Origin of the sequence: Paenibacillus sp. FSL H8-0168, assembly GCF_038592955.1 — a bacterium.
GTDB lineage: Bacteria > Bacillota > Bacilli > Paenibacillales > Paenibacillaceae > Paenibacillus > Paenibacillus polymyxa_B.
Genome location: NZ_CP151948.1, coordinates 5,147,366 through 5,166,002, shown reverse-complemented (window position 1 = coordinate 5,166,002; position 18,637 = coordinate 5,147,366). Strand labels below are relative to the sequence as shown.

The window sequence follows — 18,637 nt, the reverse complement described above, 5'->3', positions numbered from 1 at the left end:
GTGATCCGCTATACAGCGGGCCAGGGGCATAAGGAGTGTGAATGGACTTGGAATGGGCATTACAATGGGGATGGAGCGTCTTGAATGCTTGCTTGTACCTGCTTTTGCAGCCGTTTTATTATATCTCAATACTCATTGTAGCACTTGGTTATCGTCGGCAAATGCTGCTGGAGCGCAAGCTATTTCATACCAAAATGCATAGCTGGACTGCAGAGACCTGGCGTGTCGTATGGAGTGGTTTGCTTGCTGGAATGGCGCTATCTGCTCTGGGAATGTTCGTCAGTGTGCATCTGAACTCGGCTTCCATCGTGTGCCTGTGGGTAGCGACATTACTGCTCATGCTGGTACGCGTCCGTTACCTGTGTCTCGCTTATTCGGTAGGTCTGCTAGGTGTGGTTCAGTTTTTCTTAAACGTGGCCAGTGGCTGGCAACCTGGAGGAGCGCTTGGAACATCAGTCGCAGCCATCCGCGGATTGGATATTCCAGCACTGTTGGTGTTGGTCGCCGTGCTGCATGTGGCTGAGGCGCTGTTGGTTCGCTGGCAAGGGGGGAAGGCGGCCACTCCGCTGTTTGTCGAGGGCAAACGGGGAAGATTGGTTGGCGGTTATCGTATGGAAGACCTCTGGCCCATTCCGTTGTTGTTGTTGGTACCGACTCAGGGAGGCTTCATGCTTCCCTGGACACCTTTGTTCGGCGGCGATGCCGGAACCGGGTATATGCTGGCAGCCTTGCCAGTCCTGATGGGCTTCAGCAGCGTGACGCTAGGCCAGCTACCACGACAGAAGGCGGTACTTACTTCGAACCGTTTGCTCCTGTATAGTGTGGCTTTACTTCTGCTGAGCTTGCTGGCTGCATGGTGGAGTCCGCTGATATTGTTAGCAGCGTTATTCTCCTTTCTGGCTCATGAGGCGCTGATCTGGTATGGTAATATAGAGGAAAGTCGTCTTAGCCCGATGTTTGTTCATCCGGAGCAAGGGATGCGTGTTCTCGCTGTGCTGCCAGACAGTCCGGCGACAGCCATGGGCATACTGCCGGGCGAGGCCATTTACCGCGTGAATGGGATTGTTGTGAATACCCGTGCCGAGTTACACCAGGCCTTGCGGATCAACTCTGCTTTTTGTAAGCTGGAGGTACGCAATCTGCAGGGCGAGAGCAAGTTTGTGCAGCGAGGCATGTACGATGGCGATCATCACCAGCTAGGGGTTGTGCTTGCACCTGATGCAGACGCGAGCTGGGCCGTATCCATACAGTCAGCCTCCATCTACCGGATTGTTGCCATGCACATAGGCGCACGCCAACGTAAAGCTGGACAGGCATCGCAGGCAGAGAAGGCACATTTGGATACCATGGACAAATAGATGTTACAACAAGAGGGTAGTCATTATTTGATTAGAGTCGAATAAGGCTACGCTCTTTTTATATGCCGACAGTAGCCTGCTTGAAATCAATATTCTGATCGGTATACAATGAATATGTAATAAGAAGCGTTGATGAACCGAATGCCTATCATGTGTGACAAGCAGGGAGAGGAAAAGATGAACGCGATCCACTTTATTCGAGAGTACATCAGGCATCCACGCAGCGTAGGCGCTGTTATACCCAGCTCAAGACAGTTGGCCAAACAAATTGCCACACCGATTTACTTTGACAAAGCATCGTGCATTATTGAATATGGTGCAGGAACCGGTGTGTTTACGCAAGAGCTTATTTTGAACAAGCGTCCAGAAACGCTACTTTTAGTGATTGAAGCTAATGAATCGTTTTACAAAACGCTACAAAGCAAGTACGGACACTTGGAGAGGGTACACATTATTCATGGATCGGCTGAGCATGTAGCTCAGTATATACGACAGTATGAGGTCCCAAAAGTGGATTATGTCGTGTCAGGGCTCCCTTTCACCAGCTTGCCCGCTGCATTATCCAGCCTCATTTTGGGACAAACGGCTGAGGTTTTGGGCCAGGAAGGCAAATTTATTACGTTCCAGTACAGCAAGGTCAAACACAATTTTTTTCGCACCTTTTTTGCTGACATTCAGATTAAAAAGGTAAACTGCAATGTTCCGCCCGCTTATGTGTTCACTTGCAGCCTGTAACTTTGCAGCTATGTAGAGGATTAGAATAAATACGAATGTGAATATACGGATGATTATGAGAAGACTTGGTCAGCGTCATTGAGATGCTGAAACGGTCTTTTTTTGTTGTGCACTTTTATGGATATATAAGAAGGGGATATGTTAAAAAGCAAAATTCATTTAAGGAATCATATTTTAAAATGGGGCTTAACCTATATATTACATAAGATGGAACCTGCTAGATTTTTGTAAGATTCATGATAAATCTGAACTTTTGTTAAAGGAGATTTATATATGGTAAAACCGCTGATATTCATGCGTTGGTGTGAGTACTATGAGTTAAGTGATCGTGAGACGGATTTTGTATCTTTTTTTATGATGAATTTCTCGGCTGCCCGTTCAGGTAATCAACCGAAGCTTAGGGAGCAATTTGTTGAAATTCAGAAAAAAACCTTTCCTGAGTACCCGTTTGATATTACCCCGGAAGAACTGGATTACTCCAAATTCGAAGGCTTGATGAAGCAAGTGCTGAAAATTCATTTTGACACGGCCGAGCTGCTATACTCCTTCTATCTCCAAAAGCTGTGCGCGCCTTTGGCAGAATACATTTTATCCACTGGAGAGTCAGAGCCTGCACGCATCTATTATAAGCTTATTCAAAAGGATAAAGTGCGCTAGGGAAGACGAGTGTGGATGAGCAAGAGCTATTGGGATACTCAAGCTATATGGTTATTTAAGAAATTAATACTATCTAATTAAAATAGTAGTTAAAAATGTCAATATACCTTTGTGTTAAGGTAATATTATAAATCCAGTTTCAAAGAAAGAGGGTGTTGTCTTCGGCTGGAACATTTCAAGCAGGGATATGACGCTGCAACGGAACGATAAGCTCGTTTGGGGACAGGAAAGGGGCCTTAAAGCCTCAAGGAGGGGCATTCGTATGGGTGCCGCTCTTTTTAAATTGAAGGGAGGAAGAGGCATGAAGGGGAAAAATTGCAGGGGTATTTTGTCCAAGCGTTCCAAATGGCTGCCGATCGTCATGGCATGCACGATTATAGCAGTGGGGGCTGTACCGGCTCCAGCTGTAGTTCACGGTCAAACGGCAAAGACTGTTACCATTAAAGTCGATACATCCAAGGATCGTAAGCCTATTAGCCCTTATATTTACGGTACGAATCAGGAGTTGTCAGGCGATGAGAATCTGACTGCCAGACGACTTGGTGGCAATCGAATGACCGGATATAACTGGGAAAACAATATGTCCAATGCAGGAAGCGACTGGATGCAGTCCAGCGATAGCTATTTATGCGACAACGCCGGATTGACAAAAGCCGAATGTGAAAAGCCAGGTGCGGTGGCAACCTCGTTTCACGATCAATCGCTGAAGCAGGACACATATTCTTTAGTCACACTGCCGATGGCCGGTTATGTGGCCAAGGATGGAAACGGAAGTGTGCAGGAAAGCGAAAAGGCTCCTTCCGCTCGGTGGAATGAGGTCGTAAACGCTAAAAATGCGCCGTTTCAATTGCAGCCTGATCTGAAAGACAATCAGGTTTATGCGGATGAATTCGTCAACTTTTTAGTGAAAAAGTATGGCTCTGCTTCAACAAAAACAGGTGTGAAAGGATACTCGCTCGACAATGAACCCGCTCTCTGGTCGCATACGCATCCGCGCATTCATGGTGAAAAGGTCGGAGCGAAAGAGTTGGTAGAGCGGTCGGTAAGTTTATCCAAAGCCGTTAAGGCGGTTGACGCGGGTGCGGAAATTTTTGGGCCCGTCCTTTACGGTTTTGGCGCCTATAAAGATCTTCAAACTGCACCTGATTGGAACTCTGTAAAAGGCAACTATAGCTGGTTCGTGGACTATTACCTCGATCAAATGCGCCTCAGCTCGCAAGCTGAAGGCAAGAGATTGCTGGATGTTTTCGATGTGCACTGGTATCCTGAAGCGATGGGTGGAGGCATACGAATTACAAATGAGGTAGGCAATGACGAAACGAAGAAAGCCAGAATGCAGGCGCCTCGTACCTTGTGGGACCCGACCTACAAGGAAGATAGCTGGATTGCTCAATGGAACAGTGAATTCTTGCCTTTACTGCCTCGATTAAAGCAGTCGGTGAATCAGTATTACCCGGGAACCAAGCTGGCTTTGACTGAGTATAGCTATGGTGGCGAAAATGATATTTCCGGCGGTATCGCTATGACTGATGTGCTGGGCATCTTGGGCAAAAACGACGTCTATATGGCAAACTACTGGAAGTTGAAGGATGGTGCCAACAACTACGTTAGTGCCGCTTACAAGCTTTACCGCAATTATGACGGAAAAAGCTCTACTTTCGGTGATATCAGCGTTCATGCGCAAACGTCGGATATTGTTAATAGCTCGGTGCATGCTTCCGTAACGGATGCATCCTACAAAGAACTGCACCTCGTTGTCATGAATAAAAGCATGGACAGTGCATTCGACGCCCAATTTGATCTTTCCGGCGAGACGACTTACGGTTCCGGTAAAGTATGGGGCTTCGACAAAAATAGCTCGCAAATTAAGGGAGCAGCGCCAATCACGCAAATTTCAGGCAACCGCTTTACCTATACAGTACCGCCTTTGACGGCTTATCACATCGTGTTGACTGCTGGCAATGATACGTCTGTGCCACCTGTGGAAGGTCCTGAAAGCTTTGCCCTGAGGGCTGAGGCTGGCGATGGGAAAGTCGATTTATCCTGGGACGCTTCCAGCGGAGTTGTAAGTTACAGTGTACAGCGGGCAACGTATGAAAACGGTCCTTTTGCTGCTGTAGCATCCAACTTGGTCGAAACGTCTTATACGGATACGAACGTAACGAACGGCACTTCTTATTATTATAAAATAACCGCACAAACAAAGGCGGGAACGAGCGAATCCAATGTTTTGAAAGCGGTTCCGCGAACGCCTGTAGACGGACAGGATCGCTATGAAGCCGAAGATGGCACGCTGAAGGGAACCATTGTGGAATCCAGCGGGACCGGCTTCTCCGGTACTGGTTATGTAACCAATTTCCACAATGCAGGGGATTCCCTGACGATGACGATTCAGGCAGAGGCGGCAGGCTTGTACAATCTTACAATCGGCTACCGTTCGCCTCATGATGACAAACGCACCAACTTCTCTTTAAACGGCAAAGCGTCTGGCGAGCTGGTACTTTGGAAATCGGCTGATTTTAAAGAAACCTCCGGTGGTAAGGTTCTGTTGAATGCAGGGGCGAATACGATCGGTTTTGAAACAGGCTGGGGCTGGTATGATATTGACTACGTCAAGCTGGAGCCAGCTGCTGACCGTCCACCACATGCAGTAACCAAAACGCTCACCAATCCGAATGCGACGGTAGAAGCAAGAGCATTGATGAACTATCTGGTTGATCAATACGGGAAGAATATGCTTTCCGGTCAAGAGGATATGCCCGAAATTGATTGGCTTCAAGCAAATGTAGGTAAAAAGCCGGCAATTGCAGCGCTTGACCTGATCGACTATTCGCCAAGTAGAGCGGAACACGGTCTTAGTTCCACAGAGACGGAAAAGGCGATTGAATGGGATAAGCAAGGGGGAATTGTTACCTTTGCATGGCACTGGAATGCGCCGAAAGGTCTGATCGATACACAGGGAAAAGAATGGTGGAGAGGCTTCTATGCCGATTCGACTACATTCGATATAGAATATGCGATGAATCATCCAGAGTCCGAAGATTATAAATTGCTTATTCGCGACATCGATGTGATTGCAGGGCAATTGAAGAAGTTGCAGGATGCGAAAGTTCCTGTCCTGTTCCGTCCTTTGCACGAAGCGGAAGGCAAATGGTTCTGGTGGGGCGCCAAAGGCCCTGAGCCTGTTAAAAAATTGTATATTTTGATGCATGATCGTTTGACGAATGTGCACAAATTGAACAATCTGATCTGGGTATGGAATTCTGTTGCTCCGGATTGGTATCCGGGAGATGAGTATGTGGATATTTTGAGCTTCGACTCTTATCCACAAGCAGGCGACTACAGCCCGCAAATTGCAAAATATGAAGACCTTGTTACATTAGGCAAGGATAAAAAGCTAGTTGCCATGAGCGAAAACGGACCTATCCCGGACCCTGACCTGATGAAGGCGTATCAAGCCCATTGGAGCTGGTTCGCTACATGGTATGGGGATTTCTTGAGAGACGGCAAACAAAACAGTCTTGAGCATCTGAAAAAAGTGTATAATCATCCGAACGTCATTACGCTTGAAAAGCTCCCGACTAACTTGAAAACGTATGGCATTACCGAGCAGCCATCAGTACCGGGCAGCTTCACGCTGAACGCAGCGGGCGAAACGGCGAAAGTAAAGCTGAGCTGGACAGCATCGGCGAATGCGGCAAGCTATGAAGTGAAGCGTTCGACGGCTGAAAACGGCGCTTTCGCCACAGTAGCGAGCGATGTATACGGAAGCAGCTACACCGACACAGCCGTAACAGCAGACACGATGTACTATTACCAAGTCGTAGCGAAGAACGATGCAGGTCAAACGGTTTCGAACACGGCTAGCGCAGCGCCGAAAGCGGATACTCAGCAGCCGACAACGGGATTGGTGCTCCAGTATCGCACAGCGGATACAAATGTGAACGACAATCATTTGAACCCGCATTTCCAAATTGTAAACAAAGGTACAACCTCCGTACCGATCAACGAGTTGAAAATTCGCTACTACTACACGATCGACGGCGACCGCACGCAGACATTCAACTGCGACTATGCGACGCTGAGCTGCTCGAAGCTGAATGGTAAGTTGGTTAAAATGGATAAAGCTGTAGGAGGCGCTGATTATTATTTGGAAGTCAGCTTTAACTCGGATGCAGGCGTGTTAGCACCTGGAGGAAGCACGAGCGGAATTCAAACCCGTATTCATAAAGCAGACTGGTCGAACTATAACGAAAGTGACGATTACTCGTACAAAGGCACGCAAACTTCATTCGCCGATCATGCGAAAGCTACGTTGTACCATAACGGCATACTTGTCTGGGGAACCGAACCGACAGCTAATTAAAATGATATAAATACTATCGCTGAAATAAGCAGGGGGATTTAGTATCCCACCTGCTCATTTTTTTGTACAAAAATACTCCAAGAGATGTGTTTGATTATTATATTCAGGTTTAAGGAATCACGAACCAAAATTACCTTATAACGTTAGAAGAGATGAAAAATATAATTTTTCAAGCTAAAGAGAGGGATTAGCATGGAACATACACCTACGATCCGCTCGAAGATAGAGACAGAACTAAAGCAAAGGGGATATACATTTAGCAGTTTCAGTAAAATATCTGGAATTAACCGTGGTACAGTTAGCACCATGTTGAACAGTAACCCACCCAAGCCAATCTCTGTTCGGCAGATGGACCTGATTACCAAGGCATTGGGATATCCCGAAGGCTGGCTGTATGAGTTATACATAGATGAATGCTTTTACGAAGGGAAAGGCACTGGAAACGGATTAAGCCTTTTTTATTGCGTTGTGTAGAGTTAGGGAGAAAAGACTGTATTCAAAAGGTATTGTGGAGACTGACCGAGGACTTGTCCTATGTACCGACGATATTTGAGCTTGCAGAAGAACTACACGAAGCAGGAAAGAAAAAGAAGTCTATCCCCTTTTATGAGTGTGTAATTGAAAATGAGAGATATCGTTATTCGGAGCGGTTAGCTATAAGCCAATACAGGCTATTTTCTTGTTCTTTAAACAAAGATCTGGAGAATAATCGTCAACAAGCTATAAAATTTGCTCCTTATCGCAAAAATTTGCCTGAATCTCATCATTTGGACGCTTTATTAAAGCTGGCAAATGTGTACTACCAAGTTGATGATTGTGAGACAACTATACAATATGCTAAAGAACTTGAGGAGATCACCAAAAATATTTTTGAACAGCAGATTCTAACTAGGCTGAAAAAACATGAAATCAAGCCTCTAAATACAGAAAGACATCTAATCGTCTATTATGGTCAAGCCTATTTATTACAGGGAGTTGCCCTTGAAAAGCAAGGGCTGTATGAAGAAGCAATGAAACTTATACCTTACTATGAAAAATTGACTTCTTTTAAAGGGCTAGATGAAGTGGGAGTTTTAGAGGCACAGAAATTTGAAATGTGGGCAGAGGCAAACCGTTTGAATTTAGAAATTCTGATGGGAGATATGACTAATTTACCTGCCTATGTAGAACTTATTAGGAATAATCCTCAGGAAATATTACTTGGGTTACTAACCATATTAGAGTCTGCCAATACTTATAATTATATGATAGACGAATATTTAATTCTTTTTGGAGAGAATATTAATGAGTTTAGAGATTTACGTACAAATATTTCTTATTACAAGACGAATTATAATCTAGCAAACTATTCCCGTTTTTTTCTTGAGCTTAGTCGCTACTATTTTAATAAAGGGAACTATTCTGAGGCAATAGACTGTATGCTGAATAGTTTAAAGGCAACTTCACAGTTAAACGATAAGGCTTACTATATCAAGTCTATCACGTTGTTGTTTGAGAAATATAAGGATCATTCGACACATGAACAACGGATAGAATATGAAAAAGTGATTAAAGCAGTGGAGAACAATATCAAGGAAATGACTTTTTAGAATACAAAAGGGCTATATAATCTACTACTCTAAGTAAATTATATAGTCCTTTTGACCTATTACGTGTATGACTACTCGGGAAAAAGTTAATTTTTTAGTTAGTTGTCTGAATCATCGAAGTTATTTTCAGAAAGCTCACGCTCTGAAGAGGTAAACAGTTCTTTTAAAATACGATAAGCTTTATTCTGATCCGCTTCACTCTGCTGGGAAAGGATATGAACGCATTCCCATATCCAGGGCTGACTTTTGAGTTCTTTAAAAGGATTAAAATCAAAAAATGCAAATACATTGGTGTTTAGCGCTTCGGCTATTTTCTCCAAAGTTTTAATTTGTACATTGACCTCACCGCGCTCCAACTTGCCGATATAGGAACCTGTTGAATCGGATGCTTCTGCTAACTGTTCTTGTGTAATACCCCGCAATTTTCGAAATTGACGGATTTTCGTTCCTAATAGTTTGGTTGTTTCCATAGACACCCACACTCCTATAGTATGAGTGTAGACAAAGCTGGATTAAGCGTGGAGGTAATTAAATTACCTTAATTATTCGATATTTAGTTCTTGTAAGAACTATTTTAATAAACATCAAATTCCATAATATAATAAAACAGTGTAGAAAAGGGGTTGACCGTCATCCAATTTATTCATATAATTTCTAGTATATTGTAATTGATTGTCGAGGAGGGTGATTTTTTAAAATCATCTGAATACGCCGGGGGTGTTTTTATTGGAAAATGCAACCACGATCCGTTCGGAAATTGAGAAAGAACTAAAACTTGGTGGCTACACTTTTAATAGTTTTGGACAAGCTACGGGGCTTAACCGGGGCATATTTAGTGCTATGCTTAACGGCAATCCGCCTAAACCTATCTCTGTAAGACAAATGGACTTGATTACCAAAGCATTTAATTATCCAGAGGGCTGGTTGTATGACCTGTATGTGGATGAATGCTTTTACGATGGAAGACCTCATTGGAAAAGAGTTAAACCATTCCTTATACGTTGTGTTGAAGTAGGAAATCTGAGGTGTGTGGAGAAAGTGCTCTCACGCTTAATGGAGGATCTTAATCATATTCCTACAATTTTCACTTTAGCAGAAGAGTTGTATGAGGAAGGAAAGCTAAAGGAAGCTATTCCTTTCTATGAATGTGTTATTGAAAATGAAAAGTACCAACATTCTGAGAGATTGGCAATCAGTCATTATAAATTATTTGTAGCTTCGATAGGTAAAGATTTAGAAAGGAACTTGGAAGCGGTTTTAAGATTCATCCCCTATCGTAACCGACTTCCTGAAAATTATCATTTAGATGCTTTGTTGAAGTTGGCTAATATCTACTTTAGTCTTCACCAATGGAAAGAGGTGGAAAGGTATGCTGACGAGCTACGAAACTTAGCAACAACTGTATATAAAAATGAAATTCAGAAGCGAAAAAACATAAATAAGTATAGACAATTAGAGACCGAAAGGCCGCTTGTTGTTTATTATGGACAAGGTTATTTACTTAAAGGCAATGCTTTGGAACTACAAGGAATGTATGAAAAAGCAATGGAATACATTGAAGGTTACGCTGATTTAGGCTGGTTTGAAGGACTAGATGAATTAGGGTTAGAAGAAGTTGAACTTCTCAAATTATGGGCAGAAGCAAATAAACTTAACTTAAAGGTTCTAATGGGTGAAAAGGGGAGTTTACCTTCGTATGTTAATTTTCTTAAGAAAAATCCCCTTGAAGTATTGCCTGGTTTGCTTACTATTGTTGAGTCTGCTATTAAATATAAATTTAGTATTGATGCGATACTTTCCGATTTCTCAGAGGAAATTAGAGATTTTAATGATAGTTTCTTTTTGGATAGTGGATATTATCAGCTAGCGCCAACTGTGGACAGATATGCTGATTTACATTATAAACTGGCAATTTACTATTTTGGTAATGAAAAAATCGATCAAGGTCTTGATTCTATTTTAGAAAGTCTGAAATTTTATAAAAATATTAATAATAAAACAAAGTTTGTAGAATGTGTTGCTTTGTTTGAAAAGTTCAGAAAAGACTCCACATCTCAGCATAGAAAGAATTATGAATTTATAATGGAGGAGATATTAAATGATGAAAAAATTAACGATGTTCTCCTTGTTGGCACTAAGTCTAATTAGTTTTGTTAGTTTTGGAAAAACGCTTAATACTAATTTGGATATATTCGGGCATGGAAATGGGAACTATAGCACTTATGGGCATGGAAATGGACATTAGTAGAATTAGAAATTATGCTTCTAAGCCAATTCCTTTGAATTGGCTTTTTTGATTCGCCCCGTTAAAGGGATGAATTGGGTTTTATTATATTTTTAACCTGTAGGGAAGGTATCAGCTTGTAAACTGATGTAAATACCACACCGAACAGGAGGTTTATTGATGTGAAATGGAAACAATTGGAGGAATGCATCGAAGAAAAGCGGAAGGAACTAAATGATTTGGCGAATGAGGTGGGATTGAAGGATCGGCGGGTGTTAATCAAGTCCATGGAGTTGGATCGACTCCTTAATAAGTACAGCGACTGGAAATATAGCTATCGTAGACAACAGAGCATCCCCCAAAGTTCACAAATACAAGAGAAGCAACACGAGCTTGTCCTATCTTACTAATCTTCAAGTATCATGAAAAGATAGAATCTAACTTCACCAGGGCTTCTAATACATAGTGGGATATAGAATAAACAAAATAATCTCTATTGCATCTAGTACGCCGCTCTTATCCACGTTGTTCGTACGGTTTATTGTTCTGCGTCTACATCAGAGCGGAGGCCATGTATTAATGATGAATATGTATCAAAAAAACCTCCCGATTCACGTTATTGCGTGACTCAGGAGGTTTTTGGGTTTTACTGTTGAAGCTGGCGCAGCACAGTGATTTCGACACGGCGGTTTTTTTGTCGTCCAGCTTCGGTGCTATTGTCACCAACCGGCCGGGTATCTGCGTAACCCGCATACTGAAATCCTGAGGGTGAAAGTTGCTCTCTGTCGAGAAAGAATCGGAGTACGGACAGTGCCCGTGCACCGGAAAGCTCCCAGTTGTCCTTATACGTCGATGAGTTAGAGGAGCGCGTGAACGGAATGTTGTCTGTATGGCCCTCAATGCTAATCGGTGTTTTCAAATCTCGAAATAGACTGGCCAACTTGGATAGCGTGTTGGCAGAGCCTTGCTTGAGTGCAGCTCTACCTTGATCGAATAAAAAGCGGTCATTCAGTGTAATGACAATACCACGCGGCTGATCTGACACGAAAATCTGGTTTTCCAGTTTGTTGTCCGTAATATATTCTTGAATGACACCCATTAGATTTTGCAGCTCTTTTTCCTGCGTGCGGAATGCTTGTTCACGTTCGGTGAGCTTTGTCGATCCAGCTTCCTTTTTATTGGCTGCCGGTTGCTTGGTCGTGGGTGGATTTTTGCTGGTGTAACGATCGGCAGTACCTGTAATGCCCGAGCCTTGCTCCAAAATAGAATCTCCCTTGTGGAACGTATCCTGGAGGGATTGAACAACGACATCGTATTTTTTAGCATCCAGACTACTCATGGCATACATCACAACGAAAAATATGAGCAGCAGGGTGATCAGATCGGCATAGGTAATCATCCAGCGGTCACGATGGTCTCCGCCGCCTCCTTGACCCCCACGGCGCTTACCGCGCGCTCTCATGGAAGTCCTCCTTTGGAGAAGCGTCCTCTGTGCGTGAGCGACGAGGCGGTTTGTGATCTATTTTTTGCTCTGAGCGGATAAAGAACTCCAACTTTTTGCGTACAAGCTTTGGATTCTCTCCGTTTTGGATAGCCAAAATACCTTGCAGCAGCAAATCCATAGTGATAATTTCACTCTCACTGGCAGCTCTTATTTTGGATGCGATGGGCAGGAAGATCAGATTGGCGCTAGCAACGCCATATAGTGTTGCGATAAAAGCAACAGCAATGGACGGACCAAGCGCAGTAGGCTCGGTCAGGCTGCCCAGTACATGGATCAGGCCCATGACAGTACCGATAATCCCCATCGTAGGGGCATAACCGCCTGCGGATTCGAATATTTTGGCGTATCCTTCATGTTTGTGTTCAATGGCATCTAACTCAAGCTCTAAAATCTGTTTGATCTGCTCCTGCTCGGTGCCGTCGATGACCAACTGAAGACCTTCACGCAAAAATGCATTCGGATGCTCTGATGAAGTACGCTCTAGCGCAAGCACACCGGATCGGCGTGAGGTGGCAGCCATGGAAACCAAATCTTCTATATATTGCTTCGTAGGATTGTCCTCACGGCTAAATGCCATTCGTAGAGCGGTGGGGATCGTCTTCAGCTTGGAAGCTGGGTAGCTGATCACAACTGCGGCGAAAGTTCCCCCAAATACAATGAGAGCCGATGTACCTTGAAGCAGCCCTGTAAATTCGCCGCCTTCCCATAAGAAGCCACCGATTAATGCTATGATTCCGGCGATGATGCCCAATACGATGGTGATATCCAAAATTTAATTCACTCCTATTCAAGACTTATCGTTTGCATCCACGGTAAGAAAGAGGTATAATACGGGAACAAACATTCTTATCCAACCATATTTCCCAAGTATCATTGCTCGGGAAATATCGACATAGAGTTACAGGTAAAGACGTTAAAGCTCGACTGGTGTAAAATCATGATGTTTCCATTTTAGACGATAAGGGTGATGCAGGGCAATGAGTGATATCGTTGTTAGCGATAAGACTTTTGAAATTCAGTCGGAATTCCAACCTCAAGGCGATCAGCCTCAGGCCATTTTTGAATTGGTAGAGGGAATTGCAGAAGGAAAGAAGCATCAAACGCTATTGGGTGCTACGGGAACAGGTAAGACGTTTACCATCGCACAGACCATTGCCAAGCTGAATCGGCCTACGCTGGTTATTGCACATAATAAGACTTTGGCTGCTCAACTGGCGAGTGAGTTTAAAGAGTTCTTTCCGAATAACTCCGTCGATTATTTTGTCAGCTACTATGATTACTATCAACCGGAAGCATACATCCCGTCTTCCGATACGTATATTGAGAAGGATTCCAGCATTAATGAGGAGATTGATAAACTGCGCCACTCAGCGACAAGCTCTCTGTTTGAGCGTCGTGACGTTATTATTGTAGCGAGTGTCTCCTGCATTTATGGTCTGGGTTCCCCGAAAGAATATTCAAGCCTGCTGCTTTCACTTAGAGTCGGCATGGAGAAACCCCGCAATCAGATTTTGTCCCGCTTGGTCGATATTCAATATCAGCGGAACGATATCAACTTCGTGCGGGGTACTTTCCGTGTACGGGGGGATGTTGTCGAGATATTCCCAGCTTCCCACGGGGAACACGCTATACGTGTAGAACTGTTCGGGGATGAAATTGAACGAATTACCGAGATTAATGTGCTTACGGGTGAATTGATCGGTGAACGTGATCATATTGCCATTTTCCCGGCATCTCACTTCGTTACTCATGAGGATACGATGAAGGTAGCGTTGGTCAACATTGAACGTGAGCTTGAAGAGCGATTAGCGGAGTTGAAGGAGCAAGGGAAGCTCTTAGAGGCACAACGTTTGGAACAACGTACCCGCTATGATATCGAGATGATGAAAGAGGTTGGTTTTTGTTCCGGCGTCGAGAATTATTCAGGTCCACTGACATTCCGCGAGCGAGGAGCGACACCATATACGCTGATGGATTATTTCCCGGATGATATGCTGATCGTCATTGACGAGTCCCATGTTACGTTGCCGCAGATTCGTGCCATGTATAACGGTGACCAAGCACGTAAGAATGTACTGGTAGAACATGGATTTCGTTTGCCATCTGCATTGGATAATCGCCCGTTGAAGTTTGAAGAGTTCGAGGACAAGGTAAGTCAGATCATCTATGTATCGGCTACTCCAGGACCTTATGAGATGGAGAAATGCGAAACGATGGTACAGCAGATTATTCGTCCTACCGGGCTTCTTGATCCGATTATTGAGGTGCGTCCGAGCAAGGGGCAGATTGATGATCTCATTAGTGAAATACGGCTTCGCATAGAACGTGAAGAACGGGTGCTGGTGACTACACTTACGAAGAAGATGTCTGAAGATTTGACTGACTATTTAAAAGAAGTAGGCATCAAGGTTCGGTATATGCACTCCGAGATTAAGACGTTGGAGCGGATGGCTATTTTGCGGGATCTTCGTCTAGGGACCTTCGACGTGCTAATCGGGATCAACTTGTTGCGGGAAGGCCTCGATTTGCCGGAAGTATCGCTGGTCGCGATTTTGGATGCGGACAAAGAAGGCTTCCTGCGTTCTGAACGCTCTCTGATTCAGACGATCGGACGGGCAGCACGGAACAGTGACGGTCGTGTTATTATGTACGGCGATAAGATTACCGATTCTATGGATAAAGCGATAAAGGAAACGGAACGTCGTCGTGCGATCCAAATTCAGTATAATGAAGAACATGGGATTACCCCGCAAACCATCCGTAAAAAGATTCGTGATGTTATTGAAGCAACCAAGGTGGCAGAGTCTAAGAATGATTACCTTCCTAATGAGACGGGTAAACTTTCCAAGAAGGAGCGTCAATCACTCATTCAGCGTCTGGAAGCAGAGATGAAAGATGCCGCCAAGAACCTACAGTTCGAGCGGGCAGCCGAGCTGCGTGATGCTTTGCTGGAGTTGCGAGCTGATTAAACATTGAGAATAAGCTAGAAGCAAAACATATGAAAATAAAATGTTTGATTGCTTTGCTTTTAAAAATAGTGAGGGCGGCCTATGTGGTCGTTCTCTTTGCGATATATCACTTCCATGGGATAATCCAATGCGATATAGCATGACGTGAACTACGGCTAAGGAGATGAAACATTTGGCGAATGAAAGCATCATCATCAAAGGCGCACGCGCGCATAATCTCAAAAATATTGACGTGACGATTCCACGGGACAAGTTCGTCGTCCTGACAGGGCTTAGCGGCTCAGGTAAATCGTCACTGGCTTTCGATACGATCTATGCGGAAGGGCAACGGCGGTATGTGGAATCTTTATCTGCGTATGCCCGTCAATTCCTCGGGCAAATGGAGAAACCAGACGTTGATTCGATTGACGGTCTGTCTCCTGCCATTTCCATTGACCAAAAAACAACAAGTCGGAATCCGCGTTCTACTGTCGGAACGGTTACCGAAATCTATGACTACCTGCGGTTACTGTTTGCTCGGGTGGGTCATCCTCATTGTCCTGAACATGGCATTGAAATTACTTCACAGACCGTTGAACAGATGGTAGACCGCATTTTGCAGTATCCTGAAAAGACAAGACTTCAGATTCTGGCTCCATTGGTATCCGGCCGCAAAGGTGAACATAAAACACTGTTCACGGATATAGCCAAGCAGGGCTTTGTACGGGTACGTGTGAATGGAGAACTACGTGAATTATCTGAGAAGATTGAGCTGGAAAAGAACAAGAAGCACTCGATTGAAGTGGTCGTAGACCGCATCGTAGTTAAAGAAGATGTGCGTGCGCGTCTGTCTGACTCTATTGAGACGGCACTGAATCTTTCAGGTGGGCAGTTGCTTGTAGACATTATGGGGCAAGAGGAGTTGCGTTTCAGCTCCAACTTTGCATGCCCTATTTGTGGATTCAGCATAGATGAACTGTCTCCAAGAATGTTTTCCTTTAATAGTCCGTTCGGCGCTTGTCCAGATTGTGATGGGTTAGGAGTTAAAATGGTAGTTGATCCTGATCTGCTCATTCCCGATCCTGAAAAAAGTGTGGAAGATGGAGCGTTTCAGGCTTGGAGTGGTGGAACTTCCACTTATTATCCTCAATTTTTACAGTCAGTATGCGAGCACTACGGTATTCCGCAGGACATTCCTGTTAGTCAATTGACGACAGAACAAATGAACCTCATTTTACATGGAACGGGTGAGCAGAAGATCCGTTTCCGCTATGAGAATGATTTTGGTCAACGTAAGGAAGCCTATGTGACCTTTGAGGGGATTATCCCCAATCTGGAGCGTCGTTATCGTGATACGGCTTCTGAAGGTATACGTGAATTTATTGAAGGCTTTATGAGTGCAAAGCCATGTAACACCTGTAAGGGACACCGACTGAAAAAAGAAAGTCTGTCGGTAACCATTCAAGAGCGTAATATAGCTTTTGTGACAGCTTTGTCTATCGGTGAAGCTTCAAACTTTTTCCATACACTGGAGCTGAGTGAGAAGGAGAAGTCGATTGCCAATCTCATTTTAAAAGAAATTAACAGCCGTCTGGGATTCCTCGTTAACGTTGGTCTGGAATACCTGACTTTAAGTCGTGCGGCAGGCACGTTGTCAGGCGGTGAAGCACAGCGTATCCGGCTGGCGACACAGATCGGGTCCAGTCTGATGGGTGTGCTTTATATTTTGGACGAGCCTAGTATCGGGCTGCATCAGCGAGATAATGACCGTCTGATAAGTGCTTTGGAGCATATGCGGAATCTCGGCAATACGTTGATTGTGGTGGAGCATGACGAAGATACGATGATGGCGGCGGACTATATCATTGATATTGGGCCAGGAGCTGGAATCCATGGTGGGATGATCATGTCGCAGGGGACTCCGCAGGAAGTTATGGAAGACCCGAATTCCTTAACCGGGCAGTATTTGAGCGGACGTAAGTTCATTCCGGTCAATACCGAGCGGCGCAAGCCTGCTGATAAATGGCTGGAGATTCGCGGAGCCAAGGAGAACAATCTCAAAAATGTGAATGTCAAAATTCCGCTGGGTGTTTTCTCAGCTGTTACTGGTGTATCCGGCTCTGGAAAATCGACACTGGTCAACGAAATTTTGTACAAAACGTTGGCGCGTGATCTGAACCGGGCGAGAGTACGTCCAGGGCAGCATAAAGAAATTCGCGGACTAGAACATATCGAAAAGGTTGTTGAGATCGATCAATCGCCAATTGGCCGTACACCGCGTTCCAATCCTGCAACGTATACTGGTGTATTTGATGATATCCGTGACTTATTCTCGCAGACGAACGAGGCCAAAGTACGAGGCTACAAGAAAGGCCGCTTTAGCTTTAACGTTAAGGGAGGTCGTTGTGAAGCTTGTAGAGGCGACGGCATCATCAAGATTGAGATGCATTTTCTGCCGGATGTGTATGTTCCATGCGAAGTGTGTAAAGGCAAGCGTTATAACCGGGAGACCCTAGAGGTTAAATACAAAGGGAAAAGTATTGCCGATGTGCTGGAGATGACGGTAGAGGATGCAACGGAGTTTTTTGAAAATATTCCGAAGATTCATCGCAAGATCCAGACACTGATGGATGTAGGTTTGGGGTATATCAAGCTGGGTCAGCCTGCGACTACCTTGTCTGGCGGTGAAGCACAGCGTGTGAAGCTGGCCTCCGAATTGTATCGTCGCAGCACAGGCAAAACCATTTATATTTTGGACGAGCCGACAACCGGTCTGCATGTTCACGATATTGACCGATTATTGACGGTGCTGCATCGTTTGGTTGATTCAGGAGAGACGGTGCTGGTCATTGAGCATAATCTGGATGTGATTAAAACAGCCGATTATCTGATTGATTTGGGACCAGAAGGCGGAAGCGGCGGTGGAACGATCTTGGCTACCGGCACACCGGAGCAACTTGTGAAAGTCGAAGAATCCTATACAGGTCGATACTTAAAGCCGATCCTTGAACGGGATACAGAGCGTAGCCAAGCGCTTCAGACAGTCGATCTATAGATACCGTTTAACATAGTTTTAAAAGCCCTGCATAGGCAGGAAGGCAGAATACGAGCTACTGTATTGATGCCTTCGCCTTGGCAGGGTTTTATTTTTTTTGTAAAAAAAGAAAACTTTTATCAAATTCCTGCGTTAAAGCATGTGACACATAGTTTACCAAGCGCTGGAATAATAAATCTATACGTATATTCATCGACAGAA

General features: G+C 44.4%; 11 protein-coding genes and 1 pseudogene. 9 read left to right on the top strand and 3 right to left on the bottom strand.

The window, feature by feature from the left end; all coding sequences use genetic code 11:
* Positions 1-41: 41 nt before the first annotated feature.
* The 5 genes and pseudogenes from MHI21_RS22890 to MHI21_RS22870 all read left to right on the top strand — a co-directional run bounded on the left by MHI21_RS22890 (position 42) and on the right by MHI21_RS22870 (position 8,705).
* Positions 42-1,358: a PDZ domain-containing protein gene (locus MHI21_RS22890; protein WP_342418952.1), complete on the top strand. Its 1,317-nt coding sequence runs from the start codon at positions 42-44 to the stop codon at positions 1,356-1,358.
* Positions 1,359-1,535: 177 nt separating this feature from the next.
* On the top strand, positions 1,536-2,093 hold the full coding sequence (locus tag MHI21_RS22885) for an rRNA adenine N-6-methyltransferase family protein (RefSeq protein WP_023990616.1): 558 nt from the start codon (positions 1,536-1,538) through the stop codon (positions 2,091-2,093).
* A gap of 273 nt (positions 2,094-2,366) precedes the next feature.
* Positions 2,367-2,750, top strand: a complete 384-nt coding sequence (locus tag MHI21_RS22880; RefSeq protein WP_023990615.1) for a hypothetical protein — start codon at positions 2,367-2,369, stop codon at positions 2,748-2,750.
* Positions 2,751-3,051: 301 nt separating this feature from the next.
* Entirely contained in the window at positions 3,052-7,116 is a 4,065-nt protein-coding gene (locus MHI21_RS22875) for a glycosyl hydrolase (protein WP_342418951.1), read from the top strand.
* Between the two features lie 192 nt (positions 7,117-7,308).
* Positions 7,309-8,705 (top strand): annotated as a pseudogene (locus tag MHI21_RS22870) (helix-turn-helix transcriptional regulator).
* Positions 8,706-8,803: 98 nt separating this feature from the next.
* Here MHI21_RS22870 and MHI21_RS22865 read toward each other — a convergent pair.
* On the bottom strand, positions 8,804-9,175 hold the full coding sequence (locus MHI21_RS22865; protein WP_342420239.1) for a helix-turn-helix transcriptional regulator: 372 nt from the start codon (positions 9,173-9,175) through the stop codon (positions 8,804-8,806).
* A gap of 256 nt (positions 9,176-9,431) precedes the next feature.
* Between MHI21_RS22865 and MHI21_RS22860 the strand changes: the two genes are divergently transcribed.
* Both MHI21_RS22860 and MHI21_RS22855 read left to right on the top strand, forming a co-directional pair.
* Entirely contained in the window at positions 9,432-10,853 is a 1,422-nt protein-coding gene (locus tag MHI21_RS22860; protein ID WP_342418950.1) for a DNA-binding protein, read from the top strand.
* Positions 10,854-11,111: 258 nt separating this feature from the next.
* A complete protein-coding gene (locus tag MHI21_RS22855) occupies positions 11,112-11,339 on the top strand; it encodes an aspartyl-phosphate phosphatase Spo0E family protein (protein WP_023990607.1) in 228 nt (75 codons plus the stop codon).
* 236 nt (positions 11,340-11,575) lie between these two features.
* Here MHI21_RS22855 and MHI21_RS22850 read toward each other — a convergent pair whose 3' ends face one another.
* Together MHI21_RS22850 and MHI21_RS22845 are read right to left on the bottom strand one after the other, a co-directional pair.
* Positions 11,576-12,391, bottom strand: coding sequence for a flagellar motor protein MotB (locus tag MHI21_RS22850; protein WP_160789173.1), 816 nt, complete (start codon positions 12,389-12,391; stop codon positions 11,576-11,578).
* Positions 12,375-13,202, bottom strand: coding sequence for a flagellar motor protein (locus tag MHI21_RS22845; protein ID WP_342418949.1), 828 nt, complete (start codon positions 13,200-13,202; stop codon positions 12,375-12,377). Before MHI21_RS22845 ends, MHI21_RS22850 begins: the two co-directional genes overlap by 17 nt.
* Positions 13,203-13,410: 208 nt before the next feature.
* Here MHI21_RS22845 and uvrB point away from each other — a divergent pair, with 208 nt between their 5' ends.
* Both uvrB and uvrA read left to right on the top strand, forming a co-directional pair.
* Entirely contained in the window at positions 13,411-15,402 is a 1,992-nt protein-coding gene (gene uvrB, locus MHI21_RS22840; protein WP_061829965.1) for an excinuclease ABC subunit UvrB, read from the top strand.
* 172 nt (positions 15,403-15,574) lie between these two features.
* Positions 15,575-18,436, top strand: a complete 2,862-nt coding sequence (gene uvrA, locus MHI21_RS22835) for an excinuclease ABC subunit UvrA (protein WP_165177613.1) — start codon at positions 15,575-15,577, stop codon at positions 18,434-18,436.
* The last annotated feature ends 201 nt before the right edge of the window (positions 18,437-18,637 follow it).

Excerpts from the sequence above, each read along its gene's own strand:
- MHI21_RS22890 (WP_342418952.1), top strand. The coding sequence starts at position 42 with ATGGACTTGGAATGGGCATTACAATGGGGATGGAGCGTCTTGAATGCT.
- MHI21_RS22885 (WP_023990616.1), top strand. The coding sequence starts at position 1,536 with ATGAACGCGATCCACTTTATTCGAGAGTACATCAGGCATCCACGCAGC.
- MHI21_RS22880 (WP_023990615.1), top strand. The coding sequence starts at position 2,367 with ATGGTAAAACCGCTGATATTCATGCGTTGGTGTGAGTACTATGAGTTA.
- MHI21_RS22875 (WP_342418951.1), top strand. The coding sequence starts at position 3,052 with ATGAAGGGGAAAAATTGCAGGGGTATTTTGTCCAAGCGTTCCAAATGG.
- MHI21_RS22865 (WP_342420239.1), bottom strand. The coding sequence starts at position 9,175 with ATGGAAACAACCAAACTATTAGGAACGAAAATCCGTCAATTTCGAAAA.
- MHI21_RS22850 (WP_160789173.1), bottom strand. The coding sequence starts at position 12,391 with ATGAGAGCGCGCGGTAAGCGCCGTGGGGGTCAAGGAGGCGGCGGAGAC.
- uvrB (WP_061829965.1), top strand. The coding sequence starts at position 13,411 with ATGAGTGATATCGTTGTTAGCGATAAGACTTTTGAAATTCAGTCGGAA.